A 22,265-nucleotide genomic window follows, 5' to 3' on the forward strand; every position below is an offset into this window, starting at 1 on the left:
TCCGCAATAATTTCGGCCTTTGCAGTAGAAATATCAGATAAGACGGTTGCTACCTGGCTTAATCGTTAAGTCTTGCAGAGACATAATCGGTCTTCTGAGTTGACTTAACTCTCTTATAGGTACTTGGATTAAGCGAATTCCTTCCGGATATGTCTTAAGCTGAATCTCTCGGGGGATTGACATGTGGCCACGCCATTCCTTTGAAGGAAGGGTAGAGGCATAACGCCAGTTGTTCATCCAGCCGACCCAGATCTTTCGTCCGTCTTCTTTCGGAATACCATCCCATGTCACGGCCGCGTAAAAGTCAGACCCGTAATCTATCCATTTGATCGTATCGAATGATTCCAACGTTTCATCCCTTGTAAATACCTTACCGTCAAAGTTGCCTATAAAATACATCATGCCAGAACCGCCTGCTGGTGGTTCTGAATCGTTTGGATTCACACCATTTCTATCCCCGACACTTAGCATCAGAACCCACTTAGTGATATTGGGATCCTCATCAACTTGGATTTTAAATACCTCAGGACATTCAAATATCCCTCGATGGATACCCGGAATATCGGAACCGAAATCGCTTGCAAAAGAACATTCCTTCAGATTCGAAGACGTGTAAAAGTCGACGCGGTCTCTTACGGCAAGAACCATAACCCACATTGACGATTCTTCATACCAAAACACCTTCGGATCACGAAAGTCTAGCGTTTTCGTTGGGAACAAAACAGGGTTACCTTCATATTTTATCCAAGTTCGACCTTTATCCCTGCTGTAAGCGATGCTCTGCACCTGTGGTTTGCCGGGCTTAGCCACGTTGCCCTCATTCGTATAAATTGCAACTAATCCTGATCCTTCTTCGCTGAAGAAACCGCTTGTGTTGTTCTTATCAACCACTGTACTTCCCGAAAAGATCGCTCCGCCTTCCCCCGGCGGGATGGCTGGTGGAAGTTCCCCCCAATGCACCAAATCCTCACTTACCGCATGCCCCCAATGCATGCTGCCGAAGTCAGGCTGTGTATCATGTGGGGTATGTTGAATGAAATTGGGGCCTATATGTCTACCAGTAATACAGATTTCCTGATCCTTTTCTGCTGCTAATATCATCTGATAAGTGCATTTTGTTAATGTTGCTCACGCTCCTTTGGGTTTAAATAAGATCCATATTAGAATTGATTCAACTCGTTCGGGACATATTACGTCCACCTTTCTATAGAAGCAACCAAGAAAAACTACAAGAGCACTCAAAACAACATGCCCATATTTAACAAAATAAACCACATGTGTACAAATGTCAAACTTTTTTTCACATTCGCATTATTTTTTAAATTAAAATAAACTTTTTAGTTTACATATGCACATTTTAATAGTGTTTCATCTGAAAACGGCTGTTTTTATTTGAGTTCTCCTTATCGCATTTAATTATTCAGTAAATAAAATGTAAACCATTGAATACCCAAATGATGTTATGATTTTCAATAAACTATCCAATTTATCAAATAAAATTTAGACATTTGGATTTTTTGACTAATTCTCTGAATAATTTTTCGTTTTTGAAATGAATAAATAGGAAAAGCAGTTCCTTTTAGCTTTCTAAAGCTTTATTATCTCTTTGACATTCTCCTGGAGAACACAGGTTGTATCTCTAGATCGCTTACCACCACGTGCGAGGTCTACTAAACAATATGATCCATCATGGTGGACACTTCGCTGATTTTGGAGTTCATCGCGTCTACGGTAAGGTGATATCGTCGAAGAGGTGGCTCACTACAGTCTTAATACAAAAGGCACCAAAAACCAAATTACGGTTTCAGGTGCCTTTTGGCTTTATGCGTTTGTGCTTTGTAATGCTTTTATAGCCAGTCCCAACCCTCCGCAATGATTTAGAGGTCATTTTTTTCATTGTTAAAACTCATGATTTTTTTATCTATCAAATCCATCCATATGTATTTAGTCAAGTTACATTTACTATATATAGAATTAACATATCTTTATTGGTGATGAACTGTGACCCCATTTGTGGATCCTTTTGAAAAGGGTCCCTATTCATCAATCATCAGGAGTCATCTTTTTTAATGTCCATTGGAACCGTTCGGTATTGTAATAGGTGATGTATTCGTTGACACGAACTCGCAGCTCTTGTAGGGATAAGCAATCCTTGAACTCTAATTCATCCTTCATATGCCCGAAGAACGTCTCCATCGAAGCATTATTCCAACAGTTTCCTTTTCGTGACATCGATTGTTTAAACCCAGCTTTAGCGATAATGGAACGAACATCAGGATGTGTGTAATGGAATCCCTGATCAGAGTGAAAGATAGCCTTCGGATGTACTTCCAAACGATTAAACAGCCGCTTCAGTGTTCGTTGAACAAGAGACAATTCAAATGAAGAGGACAGGTAGTGAGCTAAAATTTCTTTTGTTGCACCATCCTTTACACAGGACAAATAAGCCCGTTGGCCATTTCCATAATGCATATAAGTAATGTCGGTGAGCAATACCATTTTAGGCTCTCCCCGGTCAAACCGACGCTTCAGGAGGTTCGGGCAGGTGCGGTGCTCTTGCGTCGCTTTAGCCATTTTACGGTAGGGATTCGCTTGACGAATCACAGCAACGAGTCTGAATTTCCGCATCAAACGGCGAATTTTCTTATGATTCATAACGATTCCATGAAGCCGTTCTAACCTCATTTTGATGACCAGCGCGCCAGCCATCCCTCTAAGTGCATCAAAGTGCGCCTTCAGAAGTAAAAAGTCTCGTTCATCGGCAGCCTCTCGAAGCTGGCGGTGTTCTTCCGCCGCACACCAGCGATAATACCCGCTTGTACTTACCTCAGCAAGCTTACAAACTTTGTGCCTTTCGAGCGCTTCTAGCTTTTTTTAAGAGTTCATTCTCGGCTTCCAAAAGCTTGATACGAGCCTCGGCAAGACGGAGCTTTTCCTCAGCCGATAGCTCACGACTAACCGGTCTTTCTGAGCTTCCCTTCCCCTACGCTCTTCCAGCAGCCCAGCTTCACCTGAAGAAGCATATGTTTTCCACCAACGCTCCAGACATCTTTTTGGCGTCTCCTGTCCGATCAGTTCCAAGTAAAATCCTGTCTGTACGAAGATTTCCATGGGTGTATGCCCCGCTTGATTGGCCTGTACAGCCACAATCTTAAAGGCAGGGGAATACGTGATATTCTCTGATACGCGAAGAACGGATGGATTCGACTCCAGTACCTTGATCTCTTTCTCCGTAAAAACCCGTCCGATTTTCTTCATAATCTACATCCCCACAAACTTTTATAATCTGATTAAAACGCAAAAGACCCGTAAGAGGGTACTTTTTTCAAAGTGTCCATCTTACGGGTCACAGTTCATGACTTAGGAGTGGACTTTTTTTTATTTTTCAATAATTCTAGCTGTTTAGCTTCGCCTGCACGTACATAGCGGTCACAAACTCATGCTGCCTGGTCAAGTGCTGAAGCTCACTGTAGGACTCTTCCCACTCGCGATGCGCTTTAACATCCCCACGGTAATACATCTCGGCAATATGCCAAGCATCTGCTGCATCGGTTTTCACTTTTCGAAGTTGTGTGCCTTTGGATCGTTTCGCTTGCAAAGGATTGATGATGTAGTGAATCCATCCGCTACGTTTCAGATATCCTGCCAAACCTCGATGGTAATGTTCGGTTGCCTCGAAGACAACGACAGGCTCCACACCACTTGCCTCTTTCAGTTTGCTAGGCACTTCCCCTAGCCGCTCGAAACCTTCTTCACCATGCTGGAGGGTCTCCATCCTTCCATATGGTTCGTTACGCTTTTTGAAGACCTGAATAACACTACATCCTTTCGCCACATCAATTCCAACAACGGGTTGCATAAAAACCTCCCTAATTCGATTTACCGGCATTCCCACCTGGTTTCCAAACCCATAGCTTAGCTTGTGATACGAGGTCATAGCCCACAACCAGCTCAAACATGGTCGTTGGATGGATTTTGTACAGGTTCTTTGTCCCTAAGCCGCCCTCGTTCTCCGGGCTACCACCATCGTAAAACACCCATTAAAATAGGCAAACCAGAAAATTTCTTTCTGGCTGTCCTAATAATACGAAAAGCCGATATAATAGTGACTTTAAACGGTGCAATGTTCTTGTCCCTCGACACGTTGGCAGAGATTATTCATCACTATTGTAAAATAACTGGAAACATATGCATAAAAGTTGTATATTTAATTCATATTCTTGAAATTAATTCTAAATTTTAAAAGGGGGGATTGATCGTGGTAAAGTGTTCATCCTAGCGCCAGGTAAGTAAGGATAAAATATCGCGCATCAGAAAAAGCAACAAATGGGGAGTAAAGATTATGAATGCAGAAAATTATTACGAATTTTGGTCCACTTTTCTTTATGAATAGGCTGGATGAAGGGCTTATGCTATGGGGCGGCGCTCGTCCCGATCCTTCTTCTGGTAAATGTCCGTTTGATTTGGAGAAAGGCGATAAATAATTATAGCAGCGCAAGCGGCTAAAACGATGAGGAGATGTAGATATGAAAACGACTTGGCCTTTGTCCGGTATTACCCTGGTATGCACTGAATGCAAGAGTGATCTTTATGAGACGGACAACTGTTTGATCTGCGAGACCTGCGGCCTCGAATACGCCTGGGAAGAGGGCCTCGCAAGTATGTTAATTGACCGTCCTGTAGCGGAGAAGCTTGCCGAAGGCGCGGCGCAAAAGGAAGCGATCATCGGCATGTTTGACTCTATTAACCGGTCGCTTGAGGAGAAAAGACTGTCCAGATTTTCCACCTTTATTAACTGGGGTTATGCATCCGATAACGAACTACCGGGCGGCCCTCAAGGTATTAACCACAGCAGTATCCAGCTGCTTCGCGAAATTATTGGCGGCCTGGATGTTTCAGGCAAGGATATTCTGGAAATCGGTTGTGGACGGGGAGGCAACGTGAGCGAGCTATGCAAAAACTATGGGACCGGCAGCGTGGTCGGCATTGATCTGACACCGTCCAATATTCAATTTTGCCAAAGGAATAACCGATATGAGCAGGCTTACTATTGTATTGGCGACGCGGAGCAGCTGCCTGTTAAAACGGAAAGCTGCGACATTGTGCTGAACATCGAGTCCTCGCATTTGTACCCTCATATTGAGCTGTTCTTTACGGAGACCTACCGTGTATTAAAGCCAGGTGGGACATTTTTGTATGCGGATATTATGAGCGCTTCCGACGTGCCGCGCTATGAAGAGCAGTGGCAAAGACTAGGCTTTCACACCTCGTTGATCCGGGATATTACAGGCAATGTATTACAATCGGGAGACGATGCTCTGGATACCCGCCTGCATGCGCTTGAAGGCTCCTTAGAAGGGGAAGATCGAGTATGGGAATGGCTGGAGGCACCCGGCACGCAAAATCATACCGATATGGTCGCAGGTAGAAGAGTATTCAAAATTGTCCATTTGGTGAAGATGCCTCCGGCACCGAAGGAGAGCCTAGCCATGGTTGAAGGAGGAGCAGCGGTGAGTAATACTTGACCATTAACAGACGTTAACTGGGCGTGTCCGCAGTGCAAGCAAACGCTTGTGACGAGGGAGTTCTCATTCGACTGTACGTCATGCGGCGAAAGCTACCTCATGACCGCTGGCTCGATTCCATGTCTGCTTGTGGAAAGTGACGCGTTAGAAACGATGGAGCATAAGGTGCAGAAGGAGACGGTTAAAGAGCTGGCAAGCGACAACACAAGGAAGACTCGATTTATTTTCAAGATTACAGTTCCAGACTCGTTCGCCCTGTTTTATTTATAGACCGGATAAGAAACTGACTTAAGAAGAGCTATCTTGCAAAATGAAATTACAATTGTCGCTAATCCCAACGGCAGCTGACATGGCAAATTCGGTAGCGTTATCCGACAGTGGAATTCCTTTATTTATGTTGATACTTAGCATTGTATTAATATCATAGCCCTCATTTTTGTATAATCCGACGGTCGATCCGCAGCCGGCTACAATTTTTAAACAGCGGTTCTCCAATATCGGAGAACCGCTGTTTTGTCTAGACAATATTTACGGGGCCTACTTCTCCGCAGATAGGGCGCATGTCTTTTATTGCACGGTGTGCTTTTGGCCAAAACCTCTTCAGCGCTTGATAGACTTCCTTTTTGTCCTTGATAACATATGCATGAACTGCTCCTACTTCAGATGATGGTGGGCGGACATCAACGTGCTGCTGTTGTACTGGTTCACCTCGCCAGCCAATCCCGAGAAACCCCAGATCTTTTCTTTGTTCATGTATAGTTCTCTAATCGGTCCCATTGCTTTGGAAACAGGTAACCACTTATTTATCGCCCACAGACGATTTACTCGCATGCCAATAATAAATACGATAGACTCCCCATCGATCTCGGCCTTATATCTTACCTTCTGAATTCCTCACTTCACTTCTCCTTTTCACCCAACATGGTTCTCTGTTCAATAAACTTGATGTTGCTGGCAATGTGATAGACTTCGTTCTTCGTCAGGCCTTCTTTGTTGAGGTGACCCGCAGGATCGAAAGCCTGTACGTTGGTCCACATGAAATCCAATGTCTGATGTCTGTGCTCTTCGATCCTCATCTGCCCGATGTTTATATGACCAGCGCACCCGATGCCTGATATGTTGGTACCCACTGTGACCTGAGTTTTGTAGGAAATATCCTTCTCGATTCTTTTTCCTCCCTTGGCCATGCCATACCAAGGGACTTTCAGCCATTCCATGACAATATAAAATGTATACCTTGGCTCCTGTTCGCAGTTGATTGTCCTCTATTACATTTGCAATGACAGCATACATACGTCTGACCTCGAGATCAGAGAATTTATTTGTATTATTTCTCCGCTGTATATATCACCCATCCTTAATCCATTCTTCTATGAAAAACAAACTGGATGCCGTGTGTCCCAATCCTCCAAATTACCGTGTCGCGAAAAACCCGCTTTTATATACAGCCTTTGTGTCGCAACATTCTGCTCGTTTACAGCGAGCATTACTTCCTTGATCTCTGGTTCCAGCTGCTGAAGCAACGGGGTGAGTGCGTTCATAGAAGCCAGCGCATAGCCTTTGCCCTGATGTTACAGCGTAATAGATAAAGCTCCTATTAAGATAGCACGGGAGTATCTCTTTCCTTTAGCGTATTCGGAATTTTTATGTAAAATAAAGAATCCAACCGGCGTCTCCTCTTTTACAATAACAATGGGATACTTATCGGGGTTCGAAATGGCCTCCTCAATGACTTCTGCAGGCAGCGCAGTAAATCCGAACTGTTCTCCGGTCAGTGAAAATTAGCCAATGCCTCATTATATTGTTTATGATGTATAGTGAGACGTATCAGATTTTCCATAGGGATCCATCTCGACTTTCACTTTGATAGGTCCATCCGGTAAATAGCTGTTTCAGTCCCAAGGCAGTGGTATGAATGAACCCTTCTAAAACTTCCATGGATAAAATACTTAAATCACCTAAAGGTTCATTTTCAGGATTGTTTAAAAAGCTCCTCCCGATGGGCCGACAATCCTTCGAAGTGGGTGGTATTGTAATAAGCCGCGTGAGCCTGAGACGCCTGCGTCAATCTCGCATCCAGCTCCAACGGGCCTACGCCTACCTTCGCCCGGGTCTCGTTCAGATAAGCCAATCCGTCGAGTTGATCCTGCGTAAACCCTCCTTGCGAGGCCATCGTAGCCGAGGCCGCCGATGCGCGTTCTGCCGGATAAACTGGTACGATGACCGTAAGGGCCAGAACCGCGGCGCGCAGACAGGCTGCCCACCTGCGCCTCGATCTCCGGCCTATCCCCCAATTCAGCCTGTCGTTCTTGCTGCGTTTGCTTCCTTTCATTGTTTTTCTCCCCTCATGTTCCCCTTTTTACGAATCTTGCTAACCGACTTTCGACTGTAAAGCTATCGCCATTTTCCCTGAATTTCCTGCCTCGGCAAAAAAAGCTTCGGACGCGTTAGTGGGGCTATATACTGCTTGTTGAGGTTTTAACTACATTATTTAGATATTCACCTAATCGGCAATCGGATGATGTTCTTGTCCATTGCGGCAATCGGTACAAGTTCTTGTCCTTGGCTCGGGACAAGAACTTGTACCGATAACATAAAAAAGCCGCTAAAATAGCGACTTCAATGGGAATATGTTCTTGTCCCTCGACATCTCTGTTGTTTTATAAGGGTTTATTGGTTGGTGAATTTATGTCATTACAGGCGTATTTTGCTTTAACTCTTTGCTTTTATGTTCATCTCAAGTTTCTTCGTCTTTATGCTACTATTACAACACATTTAAGTTAGAATTAAGCCTCTATTGCCTCCTCCCGCGAAAAAACGGCACCAAAACGGTGTCGTTTTCATTTCAAAACTTGAATCAGCGATGATGCAACAATCTGAATCATGGATTACTAGATTTCACATTTAAAGTAGCGAATTCCCTTGTGTTTCTCATTACAAAAATTGACATTTCATATGAAAATAAGTAATATAATTAGAAACATTTATACTGTAAGGTGCCCTTCTCATCCCCCTCTTTTTAAATTCCTGATACTACCTAATTTTAAGGAGTGAAATGCTATGTGCGCACGAACGCTAAAAGCGAATAAAAGGAATGTAGTCAGCAACTATTGCAAATGGATTGCAGTTGGTATGATTTTAACTTTCACGGGATGCCCGCTTGCATCTGCCGCTCCTTCACCCTCATCCTCTAGTAAAACTAGTGACCCCGCCTCCTCTCTAGTCACATTTCAATTGCAAGAGGCTACAATTGCTCAAATGCAGGAAGCAATGAAGTCAGGAGCACTATCAAGTGTCGAGCTCACCGCCCTGTACCTTAACCGGGTATATGCCTATGATTCTAGTGGCATTCGACTGAATTCCATCCCTGTTCTGAACCCCGACGTACTTAAAGAAGCTGCTCAGGCTGATCAACTAAGGGCACAAGGTATTAAGACCGGGCCTCTGCAAGGCATCCCCTACACGGTTAAAGACAGTTACAAGGTTAAGGGACTCACTGTCGCTTCTGGATCTCCGGCTTTCAAAAACCTGATGGCAAAAGAGGATGCCTTTACAGTAGAGAAGATACGTAAATCCGGTGGGGTGCTCATTGGTAAAACCAACATGCCGCCAATGGCAGCAGGGGGAATGCAAAGAGGTGTTTATGGCCGTGCTGAAAGTCCGTACAATCCAAATTATTTGGCTGCAGCCTGGTACTCCGGCTCCTCTAACGGATCTGGTGTATCAACAGCCGCCAACTTCGCTGCCTTCGGCATGGGGGAAGAAACGGTATCCTCTGGAAGATCACCAGCATCGAACAATGGTTTAATTGCCTACACGCCATCGCGAGGCCTAATCTCCATTCGGGGGAATTGGCCGCTCTTCCCTATACGGGATGTCGTTGTCCCACATACGAGGACTGTCGAGGACATGCTCCGCTTGCTTGACGTGATCGTTGTAGAAGATAAGATTACCAAGGGTGATTTCTGGCGAGAACAGAAAGCCGTTCGGCTCCCTTCTGTCAACAGTGTCCGTCCCAAGTCCTATTTAGAGCTACGAGACATTCAAGCTTTGCAAGGCAAACGCATTGGCGTTCCGAAAATCTATATCGGTAAGGACCATGAAACCTCAACTCCGATCAAATTCAGACCTTCGATACAGGCATTATGGGAAAAAGCTGTAAAGGATTTAACTGCTCTTGGAGCTGAGGTTGTGGAAGTTGACTTCCCCTTGCAGGCCAACAGCGAGAAGGACCGGGCAACAGCGAAAACACCTGAAGAACGTGGTTTAATGCCGGCAAAGTGGGCTGAAAAGGAATTCGGGCTGCTTAATCCCTATGCAGCTGAGGAATTCCTTAAAAGTGTGGACGATCCGAATTTCCCGTCATGGGCTAATATAGACCCTGCAACCGTCTTCCCGAATCCACCCGATTCGGTAGATGCCAAACGTGGCAGAGACCTTGGCCACTATGACGTATTTATTGAAACCATAAAGAAAGGCGTCACCCCTTACGAACAAATTCCTCAGTTTCAAGAAGGACTACGGGGGCTTGAAAATGTACGAAAGATTGATTTTGAAAATTGGATGAAGCAAAACAACCTTGATTTTATTGTATTTCCGGCAAATTCGAATATCGGTAAAGCTGACTCCGATGTGAATGAAACATCCTATGAGGAGGCTTGGGAGAATGGCAACTATTTCTCCAATACGAATTTTATTCTACGCGAGTACGGGATCCCAAGTGTGTCTGTGAGTATGGGCGCTATGAAGGATACCGGAATGCCCGTTAATCTGACAATGGCAGGTGCCGCATACAGCGATAACGACCTGCTTCGTTACGCTTATTCCTATGAGCAGGCTACCAAAAACCGTCCTATTGCAGCACGCACGCCAGCGCTTGAGGATGAAACCTTTTCCTATAACCCGCAAACTTCTCTCCCACCCTCTAAACGCAAGGAAACAGGAACCCCTGAACTTAAGTTGAATGCTTCAATCACGGATGATGTTCTCGCTTTGGAAGGTTCAGTCACAGATCAAAGCGATATCGCACAGCTTAAAGTTTATGTCAATGGCATTCGTGTCGTTATTACAGAAGATAAAACCAATTGGTCAGCAACGCTTCCAACTACTAAATATAAGCAGGATGGTGCCTACCAGGCCGATACGCTGCATATTCTCGTGCTGGCTAAAGATATTTACGGAAATACCTCTGCTCAAGTCAAGTCTGTCACTTTACCCCAATAACGTAGGACATCATAGAAATCACTTTTGGATTTTGTTGAATAAAAACACTTCCGTGTGTCTTCCTCTGCATGCACGCATAAATTAGATGATCATAAATAATCACACAGCAGCACAAGAGATTTAGATCGGATCAGCTATGTATAAATCATTGTGTTGATCGCAGCAAGGGAAACCATTGATAACTCCTAAAGGTTCCTGATTATTGTTACACATTAAATAATGTGTTTTTTCGATCACCAAATAAATAAGTTCTTAAATTATTCCCCCCAAAAATTAAAATCAGTTGATATTTTTGGGGAGTACTTTGTGTCATGGATAAAAGGACGACAGGATAATCGCCCTTTTATCCATGACAGGTTGCATTTAATACCGTCCATTATGACAGAGGCTATTACTTAGCGTATTTAGCCATTACAATATTTCGATATACCCTTCGGTTCCATGCACGCGAATTCGTTGCCCATCTTTTATCAGTTTGGTCGCATTCTCCACTCCGACAACGGCTGGCAAGCCATATTCACGTGCGATAACGGCTCCATGGGTCATCAGTCCACCCACCTCCGTAACCAAGCCTTTTATGGATAAAAACAATGGAGTCCAGCTAGGATCGGTAAAGGCGGTGACTAGTATATCGCCATCTTCCAGATCAGCCCCTTCTATATTCAGGATCACACGTGCCCGCCCCTCTACAATACCCGAAGAAACAGCGAGGCCTACAATAGCTTCGGCAGGGATATTTTCTCGTTTGTACTGACCCGTAATGATTTCGCCATCAGACGTGATAACACGTGGCGGAGTTAGTTTTTCATATAATCTGTACTCATCTTTTCGTTTGTCGATGACCTGGTAATCCAGTTTATTTGTGCGTATGGTTTCCTGCAATTCTTCAAAAGCCAGATAGTAAATATCTTCTTTTTCATGAAGAACGTTGGCTTGTACGAGTCGTTCCGCTTCCTTTAGTAAAGCCTGTTTATAAATAAAGTAGCGACTAACAATGTCGTATTTCGGATATTCACGATAACCGATGAAGTTCCGGATCAGGTCGATCATTTGTTTTGTCTCTTCGGCTTTTTGTTCACCACCCGGTAATTGTTTCAATCGGGCTAATAAGTCCTGTTCTTTGTTCAAAGCTTCCTGTCGCCCTTGCTCAAACTTTCGTTTACTGGCGCCAGGATCAAGGTTTTTGATGTTACTGAGGATCATAGGTACCAGTGTACTTGGTTTTTCACTCCAGCGTGTTCTTGTAATATCGATCTCCCCGGCACATCGCATTCCATATTTGTCGAGATAAACAGCAATAGCATCACGCACCTGCTGCCCACCTTCGAATTGAACCAGTTCATCCAAAAAGTTATCATCCTTTACCTGTTGTAAATACTCAATTATTTCCGGATAGGGACGAATCACATCTGCAACATCCAGTAGCTCCATACCCATTTCCGAAGTGACGTTGTTAGGTACAGATAGGGAAAGTGTGTCTGCTACGTTTTTTTCACCTAACCATTCATTCATTTTTTCATTGATCCATGCTGAAGCATGCATGGCGGCCATAATCACATTCAAATTTTTCAGTTCTGACGCTCGCTGCCTCCGTTGCTGCATATCTTCCAGGATACAATCAAATACATCCAATCCTGATTTCGTTTGGATATTATGTTTTAATGCTGATAACGATGTCTCACTACTCTTAATCAAAACAGCAACAATTTCCGGGTCGTTTCCTGCTTCTTCCAGAATATCCGCAGACGACATACCCTTATGGCTTTTAACGGGGCCCGGTTCGCTTGTGTCATATGGGTCCGATTTTATAAAATCTCCCCGCTCTATGATGGTAATAAGCGCGTCTTTTATGAGCGGGTCGGAGTGCCCTAGAACATCCAATAAATTTTGCCTGCCAGCCGGTGAAGCCAGGCCCATCGTGATATCCACAAACAGCCTTCCGCCACCAGTTCTAAACATGGGCGTGGCACCTGTTAATATCCAAACAGATATCCCCAGTGGTTTAATAGGATCAGTCATCATTTGTTGATGACCGACAGATACATACACGTGATTCTCCTGGTCATTTGCTTCAGGAATGGGATATAAAGTGGTGATCGGCCGGCTCTGGACAATATAAAATGTATCATCAGCCAAACACCATTCGATGTCTTGGGGGCAGCCGAAGTGTTCTTCGATCTGTCTTCCAATGTGTGCCAGTTGTAAAATTTGTTGTTCCGTAAGGGTTTGAGTCCTTTGCTGATCGAGATCGATTTGCTGAGTCTCTGTTCCGCCTTCTCTTCGTCCATAGATAGCCAATTTTTTGGTTGCTATCCTCTTATCGACGATTTCCCCTTCCTGTACTTGATAACAATCGGCAGAGACTAAGCCAGAGACCAGTGCTTCTCCAAGTCCGAAACTGGCATCGATAGAGAGCAGCTTTCGGTTGCAAGTGATGGGATCAGCGGTAAATAAAATCCCTGAAGCCTGTGGGAACACCATTCTTTGAACGATAACAGATAAATAAACTTGGCTGTGATCAAATCCATTCTGCATTCGGTAAATTACCGCGCGTTCCGTAAATAAAGAAGCCCAACATTTGCGGATATGCTCCAAGATGGATTCTTTGCCGATAATATTTAAATAAGTGTCTTGTTGACCAGCAAAAGAAGCATGCGGCAAATCCTCAGCGGTCGCACTAGAACGCACGGCATAAGCATATTCATCGCCAAACTGGGAGAGATAGTGAGCAACTGCTTTCACAACATCGGAAGGAATGGCTACTTCCATAATGGCCTGTCGAATCTTCTTGCTGATTTCATAAATTTGTTCTCGATCTTCTACTTTAAGCGTAGTTAGCCGATCCAACAAAGCATGAATCATTTCGTTTTGTTCGATGGCTTTTTGATATCCCACTGTTGTAACACAAAACCCTTCTGGCACTTGTATTCCTTCCATTTTGGTTAATGCCCCTAAGTGCAGCCCTTTTCCACCAACAAGCAAAAGCTGAGTGTTATCCATTTCTTGAAAATCGAGAACTAGTGAATTCATTCAACATCTCTCCTAACCATTAAATTGAGAAAAAAACATTTGACAAGAGTTTAGCGGCATGGTAAGATTTAATTGTAAGATGTGTTATTTATGTCTACTACATCTTTATAAAAGATAATCTGATTATATCATCGTGTCTGTTTTATATGCAATATAAAAGAACCTGATAAAACTATCCAGGTTCTTTTTTGATTTCCGCTATCACTTCTTAAAATAAAAAAAGCCGCGATTTCGCAGCAATGAATGGGATGAAATTCTTATTACCCGGCAGGTGCTGCATGACATAGAATATTATCTCATTCCAAGTCGATCTACCTTACAACACCTGCTTTGCTCGATCAAACAAATTCCGATAGAAAACCTGTCCACGATAGACTTCTTCGAATTGTTGGATACGCTTCAAAATACGTTTGTTCTAGCTTTGCAAAAGCCGGTACAGCAGCGCCTCTCCCTTATTCTCAAACGTTCGCTGTGTTTCCAGAAATCCAGGCACCTCTAGCAGCCGAGAGGGTCTGTACCCGGGGCCACCACAGCCGCAGGAGTGGTAAGTGTATCCTTGTTGATATAGTAGCTCTACCTTTTTCCACTGTTTGATATCCGTTTGCTTCGGGGCCTGAAAATCATGACCCATGTCATGCATGGATGCCTGGCATTGCGGACAGACATGGACAATCCGTTCATATTCATCCTTCGGCATTTCAAACCGTGATGTCTGCTTATATACTTTCCTGCAGGTAAAGCAGGCAAAGATATCTTTATATGGGCCGCATATTGCATATCTACACATACGGTTACCCCCTTTATAATCTAGAATTGGTCTAGCATTTTTCACTTAAATCATAGCAATATTTCAGTATTTTTTCAATTGACATGTATACAAGTCTGAAAACTCCTGTGAGAATTCCTCCAGTTTGGCCACCGCCTGACGGTAAATAACAATACTCACGAGCAAAAACGGAATGACAAAGGCCAGCTCGTTTCCGCCCATAAATTTTGCTGCAGTCTCGCATTTCTTACTCGCTCTTTCACCGATATATCCAACTCGTAAAACAGTCTCCATGACTCCCCCACTTCCTCAATATTCATACAAGTTAATTTAAGCTAGCTTCCTTATTTCTTGATATAATCAGCGAACTTCCGGAGGAAATCAAGCGAATGGATATCCTCTCTAAGATGATGATGAACCAGATCATCCATTTTGGTTGTTTCCTTATTCAGCATGTATTCGAGCATAGCTTGGTGCTCATGCCAGATGCCCATCAGCTTCCCTGTTTCCAGCATATGCAGCTTGCGATATCTGATATAGTGAACATTTGACTGCTGAATGAGCTGCCAAAGAAACTCCCGCCCCACCAATTGGAACATGGTTTGGTGGAACTGATCATCCAAACTGAGAAATTGATCCGTCGCATGATCTTCTTCGATCACAGCTCTCTGTCTGTCCAGAATATTGCTCAGCTCCTGCACATCGCTTAATGTAATTTGCGAAGAAAGCTCCTTCATAATCTCCTTTTCCAATGCGCTTCTTAAGTAAATAATTTGCTCAACGGACTCCAGATCAATATAGGACACAATGTTCCCCTTCTTGGGATAAATATCAATGTAGGACTCGAGCGCAAGCCACTTTAATACATCGCGTAGCGGAGTTCTGGACAGCTGGAAGCGTTCTGACAAAGTCGTCTCACTCAGTAGAGTACCCGGCTTTAAAGTCAGTGACAAAATATCATTTTTCAAAAGCTGCTTGATTTCTTCTTTCGTCAACATTTCATTCCTACCTTCACTTTATAAATCTAGAACTATTATAAAGCATTTTGAGGTGATAAATCCCTTTATAATTATCATTGACAAGAACAAACCCTATAATTTATGATCAACTCAATCTTGTATACAAGACAGACGAAATATAATCAGGGAGGTATCGTTATGAATATGACCTGGAGATGGTATGGAGAAGGCAACGACAATATTACGCTGGACCATATCCGGCAAATTCCTGGAGTTATGGGCATTGTCTGGTCTTTACATGATAAGGTAGCTGGTGAAGTATGGGAAATGGAGCGAATTCAGGAGGTAGCTGATCAGATTACGAGCAAGGGCTTTAGTTCGGCGGTCGTAGAAAGTGTAAATGTCCACGATGATATCAAAATCGGCCTACCATCCCGCGATCAATATATTGACATTTATATCGACACCATTCGAAAATTAGCCAAAGTGGGAGTTAAGGTGATTTGCTATAACTTTATGCCTGTCTTTGACTGGACCAGAACAGAGCTGTACAAGGAACTGCCTGACGGGTCCAATGCCCTCTTTTATGAAAAGGCTGCCATTACTGATGATCCCCGCCAAATGGTGGATCGGATTCTCAAGGGAGCTGGGAAGTTCACCATGCCTGGCTGGGAACCGGAACGATTGGCGAGACTGGATGGACTTTTTGCAGCTTATGCGGATGTCACAGAAGACAAGTTATTTGACAACCTAAAGTATTTTCTTGAGCGCATCATCCCGGTCTGCGAGGAGTCTGACATCAAGATGGCCATTCATCCTGATGATCCAGCATGGCCCATCTTCGGATTGCCGAGAATTGTCCGGAGTCGTGAGACCATCCGGCGCATCCTAGACGCAGTGAGCAGTCCATATAATGGTCTAACCTTCTGCACAGGCTCACTGGGAAGCAATCCTGAAAATGATTTGCCGGCCATGATTCGGGAGTTTCATGATCGTATTCATTTTGCGCATATTCGTAATGTCAAGGTGTTTGAGAATGGAGACTTTATTGAAGTGTCACATCGCGGGAAGGACGGAAGCGTCGATGTACCGGAAATAGTTAGAGCTTATCACGAGAACGGCTATCAGGGATATGTACGTCCAGATCACGGCAGACATCTATGGGGGGAAGAAAAGAATTGTCGGCCAGGCTATGGTTTGTATGACCGTGCACTGGGAGTTATGTACTTGCTTGGTGTCTGGGATAGTCTCTCTCAAGGCAAAGGAGTGAAATAAATGCTCCAACTTGACCGGAAAGGCCTTTTAGATAAGGCGGCCTGGGAAGCAGCAGGTATTGAATTGCCGAAATATGATCTGGAGCTTGTAGCCCATAACACCCGACTTAGACCGCAATGGGTGCATTTTGGCGCAGGCAATATTTTTCGAGGGTTGATAGCCAATGCGCAGCAACAACTGCTGAATAACTTGAAAGCGGATACAGGTATTATTGCAGCCGAAGCCTTTGATTTTGAAATGATCGACAAAGCCTATAAGCCTTACGACAATTTAACCTTACTGGTGTTGATGAGTGCAGACGGAAGATTTCACAAGAGCGTGGTCGCAAGCATCGTTGAGGAAATCGCGGCAGAACAGAATCGTCCAGACGACTACCTCCGTCTGATTGAAATATTTGAGAATCCCTCCCTGCAGATGGCCAGCTTTACTGTCACGGAAAAAGGATACGCTCTGACCGGGCCCGACGGCAAGTATCTGGCTGTTGTAGAGAGGGATTTGATGAATGGCCCTGAACAACCAGCGCATGTGATGAGCATAGCTACTTCGCTTGCCTATCGGCGTTATCTAAAGGGGCGACTTCCAATGACTTTTGTGAGCATGGATAATTGCTCCCATAACGGCGATCTGTTAAAGGATAGTATGATTGCCATCGCCAAGGAGTGGACTCGCAGAGGCCTGGTAAAGGAAGGATTTGCAGACTATCTGCAGAATGAGGAGAAAATAACCTTCCCCCTGACCATGATCGACAAAATTACCCCCCGCCCTTCCTTGCAAGTACAGTCTGCTCTTCAGGAACTGGGGTTAGCCGACATGGAGTTAATCGTTACCTCCAGGCATACGTATACGGCTCCCTTTGTCAATGCTGAGGTTAGCGAGTATTTGGTCATTGAAGACAAGTTTACGAACGGGAGACCTGCACTGGAGGAAGCTGGTATCATTTTCACGAATCGGGATACAGTGGACAAAGTGGAGAAGATGAAAGTCACTACCTGTCTCAATCCGCTGCATACAGCGCTGGCGCTAGCTGGGTGTCTGCTTGGGTATGAGCTTATTGCAGATGAAATGAAGGATCACACATTACGTCGTCTGGTGGAAACTATCGGCTACAAGGAAGGGTTGCCTGTTGTAGTTGATCCCGGTATTATTCAACCGAAACCATTTATTGATGAGGTATTGCAGGAACGCTTCGCCAATCCCTATATTCCGGATACGCCACAGCGGATTGCAACAGATACCTCTCAAAAGATGAGCATCCGTTTTGGTGAAACCATAAAGTCTTATGTTGGCACAGTAGGACTTGATCCTACGAACTTGACTGCTATTCCCTTGACCATTGCGATCTGGTGTCGCTATTTGCTGGGAGTGGATGATCAAGGAGAACCCTTCACACTCAGTCCGGACCCGTTACTGGATACGTTGCAGGGATATTTGAAGAATACGAAGCTGGGCGATCAGACCTCCGAGGTTCGCTGCCTCCTCGAAGATGACAAACTGTTCGGTGTCCGATTATATGAAATTGGTCTGGGCGACAAGATTGAAGCCATGTTTCATGAAATGCTGGCAGGTCCCGGAGCAGTCCGAAGCACGATAGAAAAGTATGTGAACTAGAAATTACTTAGAAGGTCACAATCACTTTGCCTTGAGAGTGGCCCGTCGACACTTTAATCAGCGCCTTGTTAATGTCACCAAACGTATAAGTTGAATCTAAAGAGGGCTTAATATTTTCTTTTTCAACAAGTTTAGTGATTTCTTGTAATTGACTTCCATTGGCTTGCACAAATAAAAAATGATATTCATTTTGATTCTTGCGCGCTAAAGAATCTAAGCGAGCACCTACCAGACCAAATAATGCTTTTTTCCACAGGGGAAAACGATTGTCAACCGCAAAGCGATAATTAGGTCCGGCTTTCAAGGATACCAATTTCCCATGCGGTTTTAAAATGCCCAGTTCAGCTTTGATCTCTTTGGTCCCCAAGGTGTCGATCACGTAATCGATATTGGACAGTATATTAGCATAATTCTCTGTCTTATAATTGATGAATTGATCGGCCCCGATCGACATTGTACGTGATCTGCTTCTTTCACTTCCACTTGTAATAACAAATAACCCCAGTGATTTGGCAATGGGGATTGCCATAGCGCCAAATCCTCCGGTTCCTCCAGGAATGAATAGCTTTTTATTCGGCTGGACATGGAGTACATCGTGCAATGCTTGATAAGCAGTCAAGGCAGTAAGGGGTACAGCAGCAGCTTCAATAAAAGATAGATTTTCAGGCATGATGGATAAAGCATCTTCATTTACGGCCGCATACTCGGCAAAAGCACCGATTTTATTAAGCGGCAACCTCGTATAAACAGGGTCACCAACCTTAAAATTCAAAACATCATCACCAACAGCTTCAATAACCCCAGATAGCTCATTCCCTAAAGTTAATGGCAACTTATAGTCAGCAATCATCCGAACACTACCATTCAAATTTAGGATATCCAGTGGATTTACACCTGCTGCCTTTACTTTGACAAGCACCTCATGGTTGTTGATCTGTGGCATGTCAACATCATTTAACTCCACTTGGATTTTTTTTGAATATTTCTGTATTTGTGCTGCTCTCATATTCATCCTCTTCCTTTGCTAATTTGGAGATAGCATAACCATGAAACTATTGGCTAAAAACATGGCGTACAATTTACGGTTGTACGCCATGTTCCACTCTTTTGCTATTGTAGTCCCTCTTGCGATTCTAATTCTCGTATCGTCGGATAGTCCGTGTAACCTTTACTCCCCAGACCAAAAAATGTTGTCGGGTCTGCTTCGTTCAATGACGCTCCTTTTTGAAGTCGTTCCACCAAATCTGGATTGGCTAATGACCACACACCAACGGGCACCATATCAGCAAGGCCACTATCTAAATCCGTACTAAGATCTTCCAGAGCCCGTCCTGCACGATTGACTAACAATGGATTCGTCCATATTGAGCGAATGTCTTGGAGCAGCTTTTCATTTCCTAGATGCATGACATGAAGGTAAGCCAGATCCAATTGAGCTAATTCCTTTACAAGATAGCGATAAAGTTCAGGACCTTGTTCTCCGTCTTGGATCCCACCTAGAGGTGTCCCTGGCGAAATACGGAAGCCTGTTGCTTCTGCTCCAATTTCTTCGACGATGGCTTTTGTTAATTCGATCGCAAAGCGAGCACGATTTTCTATAGATCCCCCGTATTGATCTGTTCGTGTATTCGAGTTTTCTCCGATAAATTGATTAATCAGATAACCATTGGCTCCATGAATTTCAACGCCATCCGCACCTGCTTTAATAGCCGCTGCTGCTGCTTTCCGGAAATCTGCTATAGTCGTTTGAATGTCCTCTACACTTAACTCACGGGGAACGGGGATTTCCTGCATACCTTTAGCAGTAAACATCTCTACACCAGGCGCGATTGCAGATGGTGCAACAGGTTGGCGATGATGTGGTGTATTATCAGGATGCGACATACGACCAGCATGCATTAACTGAATATACATATATCCACCTGCTTCGTGCACTGCATCGGTAACCTTTTTCCATCCTTCAATATGTTTATCCGTATAAATCCCAGGTGTCCATAAGTACCCTTGACCATCATCAGAAGGTTGTGTACCCTCCGTAATAATGAGTCCCATTGATGCACGCTGAGCATAATAAGGAGGTGTTAGCTCTCCTGGTGTGCCATCTTCTTGCGATCTGCTACGTGTCATTGGTGCCATTGCTAAACGATGTGGCAGCTCCATTTTTCCAATCTTCGTTTTACTCCACAACTTTTTCATTGGATACTCTCCTCTTTCAATAAACTCAACAGATCTATAAATTGAATTTAAAATTCTGAAATGATCGGATATATTTGACCTCTCAGATTGAAATTATAGTTCTGGTCTACAATCCCTACCCCTTCGTTGCTGTCATAAAGATCCACCATGAAGCCCGCCATTTGTTTGGCAGTGTGGTACTTAGGCATGTTTGCTTTGTAATCAAATTCTTCAGTATCTAATGATTTCTTCACGAATTCCGTTTCCGTTATAGCTGGTGCTAAAACCTTTGCTTTTAGTTTTGCACTTTTCATTTCTAGTTCTTTTGCAAGGCCTTCTGTGAAGGCACTAACGTAATATTTAGATGCAGAATAAGCAACACTCCCAACAGCAATAGCATATCCGAGTGCGGATGAGACGTTAATTAACTGAGTTCCTTCTTCATCAGCATAATCTCGAACATATAGTGTAGAAAGGATTGTCAAGGATTCAATGTTAACACGTAGCATAGTTTCAACTTTATCTAAATTCTGTTCAACTACAAAAGAAGCTTCACCGAGTCCCGCATTGTTAATCCAGGTCTCAATTTGGTATTCCTTTAAATTGTTATATAGTGTGTAGGCCTGATCTGTAACAGACAGGTCACTTGTACGAACAATAACATTTATAGTAGGATCAATTTCCAGAATTGCTGATTTGAGTTCTTCTAATTTATCCAATCTTCTAGCTACCAAGATTAAGTTTTTGCCACGTGCAGCAAACGCCAATGCCGTTTCATATCCAATCCCTGAACTTGCTCCTGTAATAACTGTATACTTCATAATATTCTCTCCTTCATAACATGCAGATTAGTGTAAATGAGTTTTAAAGAGTTATTTAGAACGATCATTCTTATTAGGGTAAAGAAACAGTTAAATCTAACTTGCTATTAGCATAACAATTTTAGAACGAACAGTAAAGAATTTTTTATGACTAAGAATTTTAATTTTGGAGCGATATTCCTTGACTTGTTTGAGGCATAAGATACAAGTTCTTTCATTTGTTAATGGGACAAAAAAGGACTTGTATCACGGAAACAAACAGTCCTCCATTGAGGTGACTCCTTTTGCCTGTCATGCTGTAATCCACTTTTAATCTAACGCGGACAGTGTCATATCAATAATATTCTTTAATTTTTGCTGATCTGTTGTTGTCTTAACCAACGTGCGTAGCCCCAACCACGCATTCATTAAATAATGAGAAATAACTACAGGATCCAAGTCAGCCTTGAACTCACCCGATTGTTGACCCTTCAGAACAAGGTTAGTCAAGAGTTCCTCCGTTCGCGAATAACTCTCATCAACTAAGGATGCAACTTCAGGATCCAACACGCCGAGTTCCACGCCTGAATTCACGAGAAAACACCCTAGAGGTTCTCCTTCATTTCTTACTGTCGCCTCAAACAACTCCCGAATTAATTCTTTGATCGGTTCTTGTTTTTCAATCAGAAACCTCATTTTGCTGGTCTGCTTCGTTTCATATCGTTCGAGAGCTTTCATAAATAAGGCATGCTTATCCCCAAAGGTATCATAGATACTTCTTCGGTGAATGCCCATAAACTCAACCAAATCTTGCATTGAAGTTTTCTCATATCCTTGTGCCCAAAACAGGTGTATTGCTTTATCTAATACTTCATTAACTTCAAATTCTTTTGATCTTGCCATC

The 22,265-nt window shown here is 43.6% G+C and carries 19 protein-coding genes and 2 pseudogenes; 5 read left to right on the plus strand and 16 right to left on the minus strand.

Annotated features, from left to right (window positions below):
• Window positions 1–33: 33 nt before the first annotated feature.
• From MKY16_RS12015 to MKY16_RS12025, 3 genes and pseudogenes are all read right to left on the minus strand, one after another.
• On the minus strand, window positions 34–1,101 hold the full coding sequence (locus MKY16_RS12015) for a glycoside hydrolase family 32 protein (protein WP_340955458.1): 1,068 nt from the start codon (window positions 1,099–1,101) through the stop codon (window positions 34–36).
• Window positions 1,102–2,043: 942 nt separating this feature from the next.
• A pseudogene (locus tag MKY16_RS12020) lies at window positions 2,044–3,258 on the minus strand (IS3 family transposase).
• 136 nt (window positions 3,259–3,394) lie between these two features.
• Window positions 3,395–3,859 (minus strand): IS110 family transposase, encoded by a 465-nt coding sequence (locus MKY16_RS12025; RefSeq protein WP_340955459.1) that lies wholly within the window; start codon window positions 3,857–3,859, stop codon window positions 3,395–3,397.
• Window positions 3,860–4,346: 487 nt separating this feature from the next.
• Between MKY16_RS12025 and MKY16_RS12030 the strand changes: the two genes are divergently transcribed.
• Both MKY16_RS12030 and MKY16_RS12035 read left to right on the plus strand, forming a co-directional pair.
• Entirely contained in the window at window positions 4,347–4,484 is a 138-nt protein-coding gene (locus tag MKY16_RS12030) for a hypothetical protein (protein WP_250261288.1), read from the plus strand.
• Window positions 4,485–4,526: 42 nt separating this feature from the next.
• Entirely contained in the window at window positions 4,527–5,525 is a 999-nt protein-coding gene (locus MKY16_RS12035) for a methyltransferase domain-containing protein (protein ID WP_340955460.1), read from the plus strand.
• Between the two features lie 288 nt (window positions 5,526–5,813).
• On the opposite strand, the gene MKY16_RS12040 is transcribed toward MKY16_RS12035, so the two are convergent.
• From MKY16_RS12040 to MKY16_RS12055, 5 genes and pseudogenes are all read right to left on the minus strand, one after another.
• A complete protein-coding gene (locus MKY16_RS12040) occupies window positions 5,814–6,050 on the minus strand; it encodes a hypothetical protein (RefSeq protein WP_340955461.1) in 237 nt (78 codons plus the stop codon).
• 129 nt (window positions 6,051–6,179) lie between these two features.
• On the minus strand, window positions 6,180–6,356 hold the full coding sequence (locus MKY16_RS12045) for a hypothetical protein (RefSeq protein ID WP_340955463.1): 177 nt from the start codon (window positions 6,354–6,356) through the stop codon (window positions 6,180–6,182).
• Between the two features lie 68 nt (window positions 6,357–6,424).
• Window positions 6,425–6,742: a hypothetical protein gene (locus MKY16_RS12050; RefSeq protein ID WP_340955465.1), complete on the minus strand. Its 318-nt coding sequence runs from the start codon at window positions 6,740–6,742 to the stop codon at window positions 6,425–6,427.
• Window positions 6,743–6,895: 153 nt separating this feature from the next.
• A pseudogene (locus MKY16_RS26130) lies at window positions 6,896–7,084 on the minus strand (hypothetical protein); the annotation flags it as partial.
• A 413-nt stretch (window positions 7,085–7,497) separates the two neighbouring features.
• On the minus strand, window positions 7,498–7,698 hold the full coding sequence (locus tag MKY16_RS12055; protein ID WP_340955467.1) for a CAP domain-containing protein: 201 nt from the start codon (window positions 7,696–7,698) through the stop codon (window positions 7,498–7,500).
• Between the two features lie 887 nt (window positions 7,699–8,585).
• Between MKY16_RS12055 and MKY16_RS12060 the strand changes: the two genes are divergently transcribed.
• Complete coding sequence (locus tag MKY16_RS12060; protein ID WP_340955469.1) at window positions 8,586–10,748, plus strand: amidase; 2,163 nt, start codon at window positions 8,586–8,588, stop codon at window positions 10,746–10,748.
• Window positions 10,749–11,159: 411 nt separating this feature from the next.
• Here the strand turns inward: MKY16_RS12060 and ppsA are convergent, their stop codons facing one another.
• The 4 genes from ppsA to MKY16_RS12080 all read right to left on the minus strand — a co-directional run bounded on the left by ppsA (window position 11,160) and on the right by MKY16_RS12080 (window position 15,542).
• Window positions 11,160–13,778 (minus strand): phosphoenolpyruvate synthase, encoded by a 2,619-nt coding sequence (ppsA, locus tag MKY16_RS12065; RefSeq protein WP_340955470.1) that lies wholly within the window; start codon window positions 13,776–13,778, stop codon window positions 11,160–11,162.
• 415 nt (window positions 13,779–14,193) lie between these two features.
• Window positions 14,194–14,565 (minus strand): hypothetical protein, encoded by a 372-nt coding sequence (locus MKY16_RS12070; RefSeq protein WP_165146457.1) that lies wholly within the window; start codon window positions 14,563–14,565, stop codon window positions 14,194–14,196.
• A gap of 63 nt (window positions 14,566–14,628) precedes the next feature.
• Window positions 14,629–14,838, minus strand: coding sequence for a hypothetical protein (locus MKY16_RS12075; protein WP_340955472.1), 210 nt, complete (start codon window positions 14,836–14,838; stop codon window positions 14,629–14,631).
• Window positions 14,839–14,888: 50 nt separating this feature from the next.
• Complete coding sequence (locus MKY16_RS12080; protein WP_340955474.1) at window positions 14,889–15,542, minus strand: GntR family transcriptional regulator; 654 nt, start codon at window positions 15,540–15,542, stop codon at window positions 14,889–14,891.
• 159 nt (window positions 15,543–15,701) lie between these two features.
• Between MKY16_RS12080 and uxuA the strand changes: the two genes are divergently transcribed.
• The gene (gene uxuA / locus MKY16_RS12085; protein WP_340955476.1) at window positions 15,702–16,778 is read left to right on the plus strand and encodes a mannonate dehydratase; all 1,077 of its coding nucleotides are present in this window, start codon (window positions 15,702–15,704) and stop codon (window positions 16,776–16,778) included.
• Window positions 16,779–18,386, plus strand: a complete 1,608-nt coding sequence (locus MKY16_RS12090; RefSeq protein ID WP_069011847.1) for a mannitol dehydrogenase family protein — start codon at window positions 16,779–16,781, stop codon at window positions 18,384–18,386.
• A 7-nt stretch (window positions 18,387–18,393) separates the two neighbouring features.
• On the opposite strand, the gene MKY16_RS12095 is transcribed toward MKY16_RS12090, so the two are convergent.
• From MKY16_RS12095 to MKY16_RS12110, 4 genes are all read right to left on the minus strand, one after another.
• Window positions 18,394–19,392, minus strand: a complete 999-nt coding sequence (locus MKY16_RS12095; protein WP_340955478.1) for an NADP-dependent oxidoreductase — start codon at window positions 19,390–19,392, stop codon at window positions 18,394–18,396.
• A gap of 104 nt (window positions 19,393–19,496) precedes the next feature.
• Window positions 19,497–20,582, minus strand: coding sequence for an alkene reductase (locus MKY16_RS12100; RefSeq protein ID WP_340955480.1), 1,086 nt, complete (start codon window positions 20,580–20,582; stop codon window positions 19,497–19,499).
• Between the two features lie 47 nt (window positions 20,583–20,629).
• Window positions 20,630–21,382: an SDR family NAD(P)-dependent oxidoreductase gene (locus MKY16_RS12105; protein WP_340955482.1), complete on the minus strand. Its 753-nt coding sequence runs from the start codon at window positions 21,380–21,382 to the stop codon at window positions 20,630–20,632.
• Window positions 21,383–21,691: 309 nt separating this feature from the next.
• Window positions 21,692–22,264, minus strand: a complete 573-nt coding sequence (locus MKY16_RS12110; protein WP_340955484.1) for a TetR/AcrR family transcriptional regulator — start codon at window positions 22,262–22,264, stop codon at window positions 21,692–21,694.
• Window position 22,265: the final 1 nt, after the last annotated feature.

The sequence above is a fragment of the Paenibacillus sp. FSL L8-0641 genome (genome assembly GCF_038006265.1).
Taxonomy (GTDB): domain Bacteria; phylum Bacillota; class Bacilli; order Paenibacillales; family Paenibacillaceae; genus Paenibacillus; species Paenibacillus polymyxa_D.

Excerpts from the sequence above, each read along its gene's own strand:
- MKY16_RS12015 (WP_340955458.1), bottom strand. The coding sequence starts at position 1,101 with ATGATATTAGCAGCAGAAAAGGATCAGGAAATCTGTATTACTGGTAGA.
- MKY16_RS12025 (WP_340955459.1), bottom strand. The coding sequence starts at position 3,859 with ATGCAACCCGTTGTTGGAATTGATGTGGCGAAAGGATGTAGTGTTATT.
- MKY16_RS12030 (WP_250261288.1), top strand. The coding sequence starts at position 4,347 with ATGCAGAAAATTATTACGAATTTTGGTCCACTTTTCTTTATGAATAGG.
- MKY16_RS12035 (WP_340955460.1), top strand. The coding sequence starts at position 4,527 with ATGAAAACGACTTGGCCTTTGTCCGGTATTACCCTGGTATGCACTGAA.
- MKY16_RS12045 (WP_340955463.1), bottom strand. The coding sequence starts at position 6,356 with ATGCGAGTAAATCGTCTGTGGGCGATAAATAAGTGGTTACCTGTTTCC.
- MKY16_RS12050 (WP_340955465.1), bottom strand. The coding sequence starts at position 6,742 with ATGGAATGGCTGAAAGTCCCTTGGTATGGCATGGCCAAGGGAGGAAAA.
- MKY16_RS12055 (WP_340955467.1), bottom strand. The coding sequence starts at position 7,698 with ATGGCCTCGCAAGGAGGGTTTACGCAGGATCAACTCGACGGATTGGCT.
- MKY16_RS12060 (WP_340955469.1), top strand. The coding sequence starts at position 8,586 with ATGTGCGCACGAACGCTAAAAGCGAATAAAAGGAATGTAGTCAGCAAC.
- ppsA (WP_340955470.1), bottom strand. The coding sequence starts at position 13,778 with ATGAATTCACTAGTTCTCGATTTTCAAGAAATGGATAACACTCAGCTT.
- MKY16_RS12070 (WP_165146457.1), bottom strand. The coding sequence starts at position 14,565 with ATGTGTAGATATGCAATATGCGGCCCATATAAAGATATCTTTGCCTGC.
- MKY16_RS12075 (WP_340955472.1), bottom strand. The coding sequence starts at position 14,838 with ATGGAGACTGTTTTACGAGTTGGATATATCGGTGAAAGAGCGAGTAAG.
- MKY16_RS12080 (WP_340955474.1), bottom strand. The coding sequence starts at position 15,542 with ATGTTGACGAAAGAAGAAATCAAGCAGCTTTTGAAAAATGATATTTTG.
- uxuA (WP_340955476.1), top strand. The coding sequence starts at position 15,702 with ATGAATATGACCTGGAGATGGTATGGAGAAGGCAACGACAATATTACG.
- MKY16_RS12090 (WP_069011847.1), top strand. The coding sequence starts at position 16,779 with ATGCTCCAACTTGACCGGAAAGGCCTTTTAGATAAGGCGGCCTGGGAA.
- MKY16_RS12095 (WP_340955478.1), bottom strand. The coding sequence starts at position 19,392 with ATGAGAGCAGCACAAATACAGAAATATTCAAAAAAAATCCAAGTGGAG.
- MKY16_RS12100 (WP_340955480.1), bottom strand. The coding sequence starts at position 20,582 with ATGAAAAAGTTGTGGAGTAAAACGAAGATTGGAAAAATGGAGCTGCCA.
- MKY16_RS12105 (WP_340955482.1), bottom strand. The coding sequence starts at position 21,382 with ATGAAGTATACAGTTATTACAGGAGCAAGTTCAGGGATTGGATATGAA.
- MKY16_RS12110 (WP_340955484.1), bottom strand. The coding sequence starts at position 22,264 with ATGGCAAGATCAAAAGAATTTGAAGTTAATGAAGTATTAGATAAAGCA.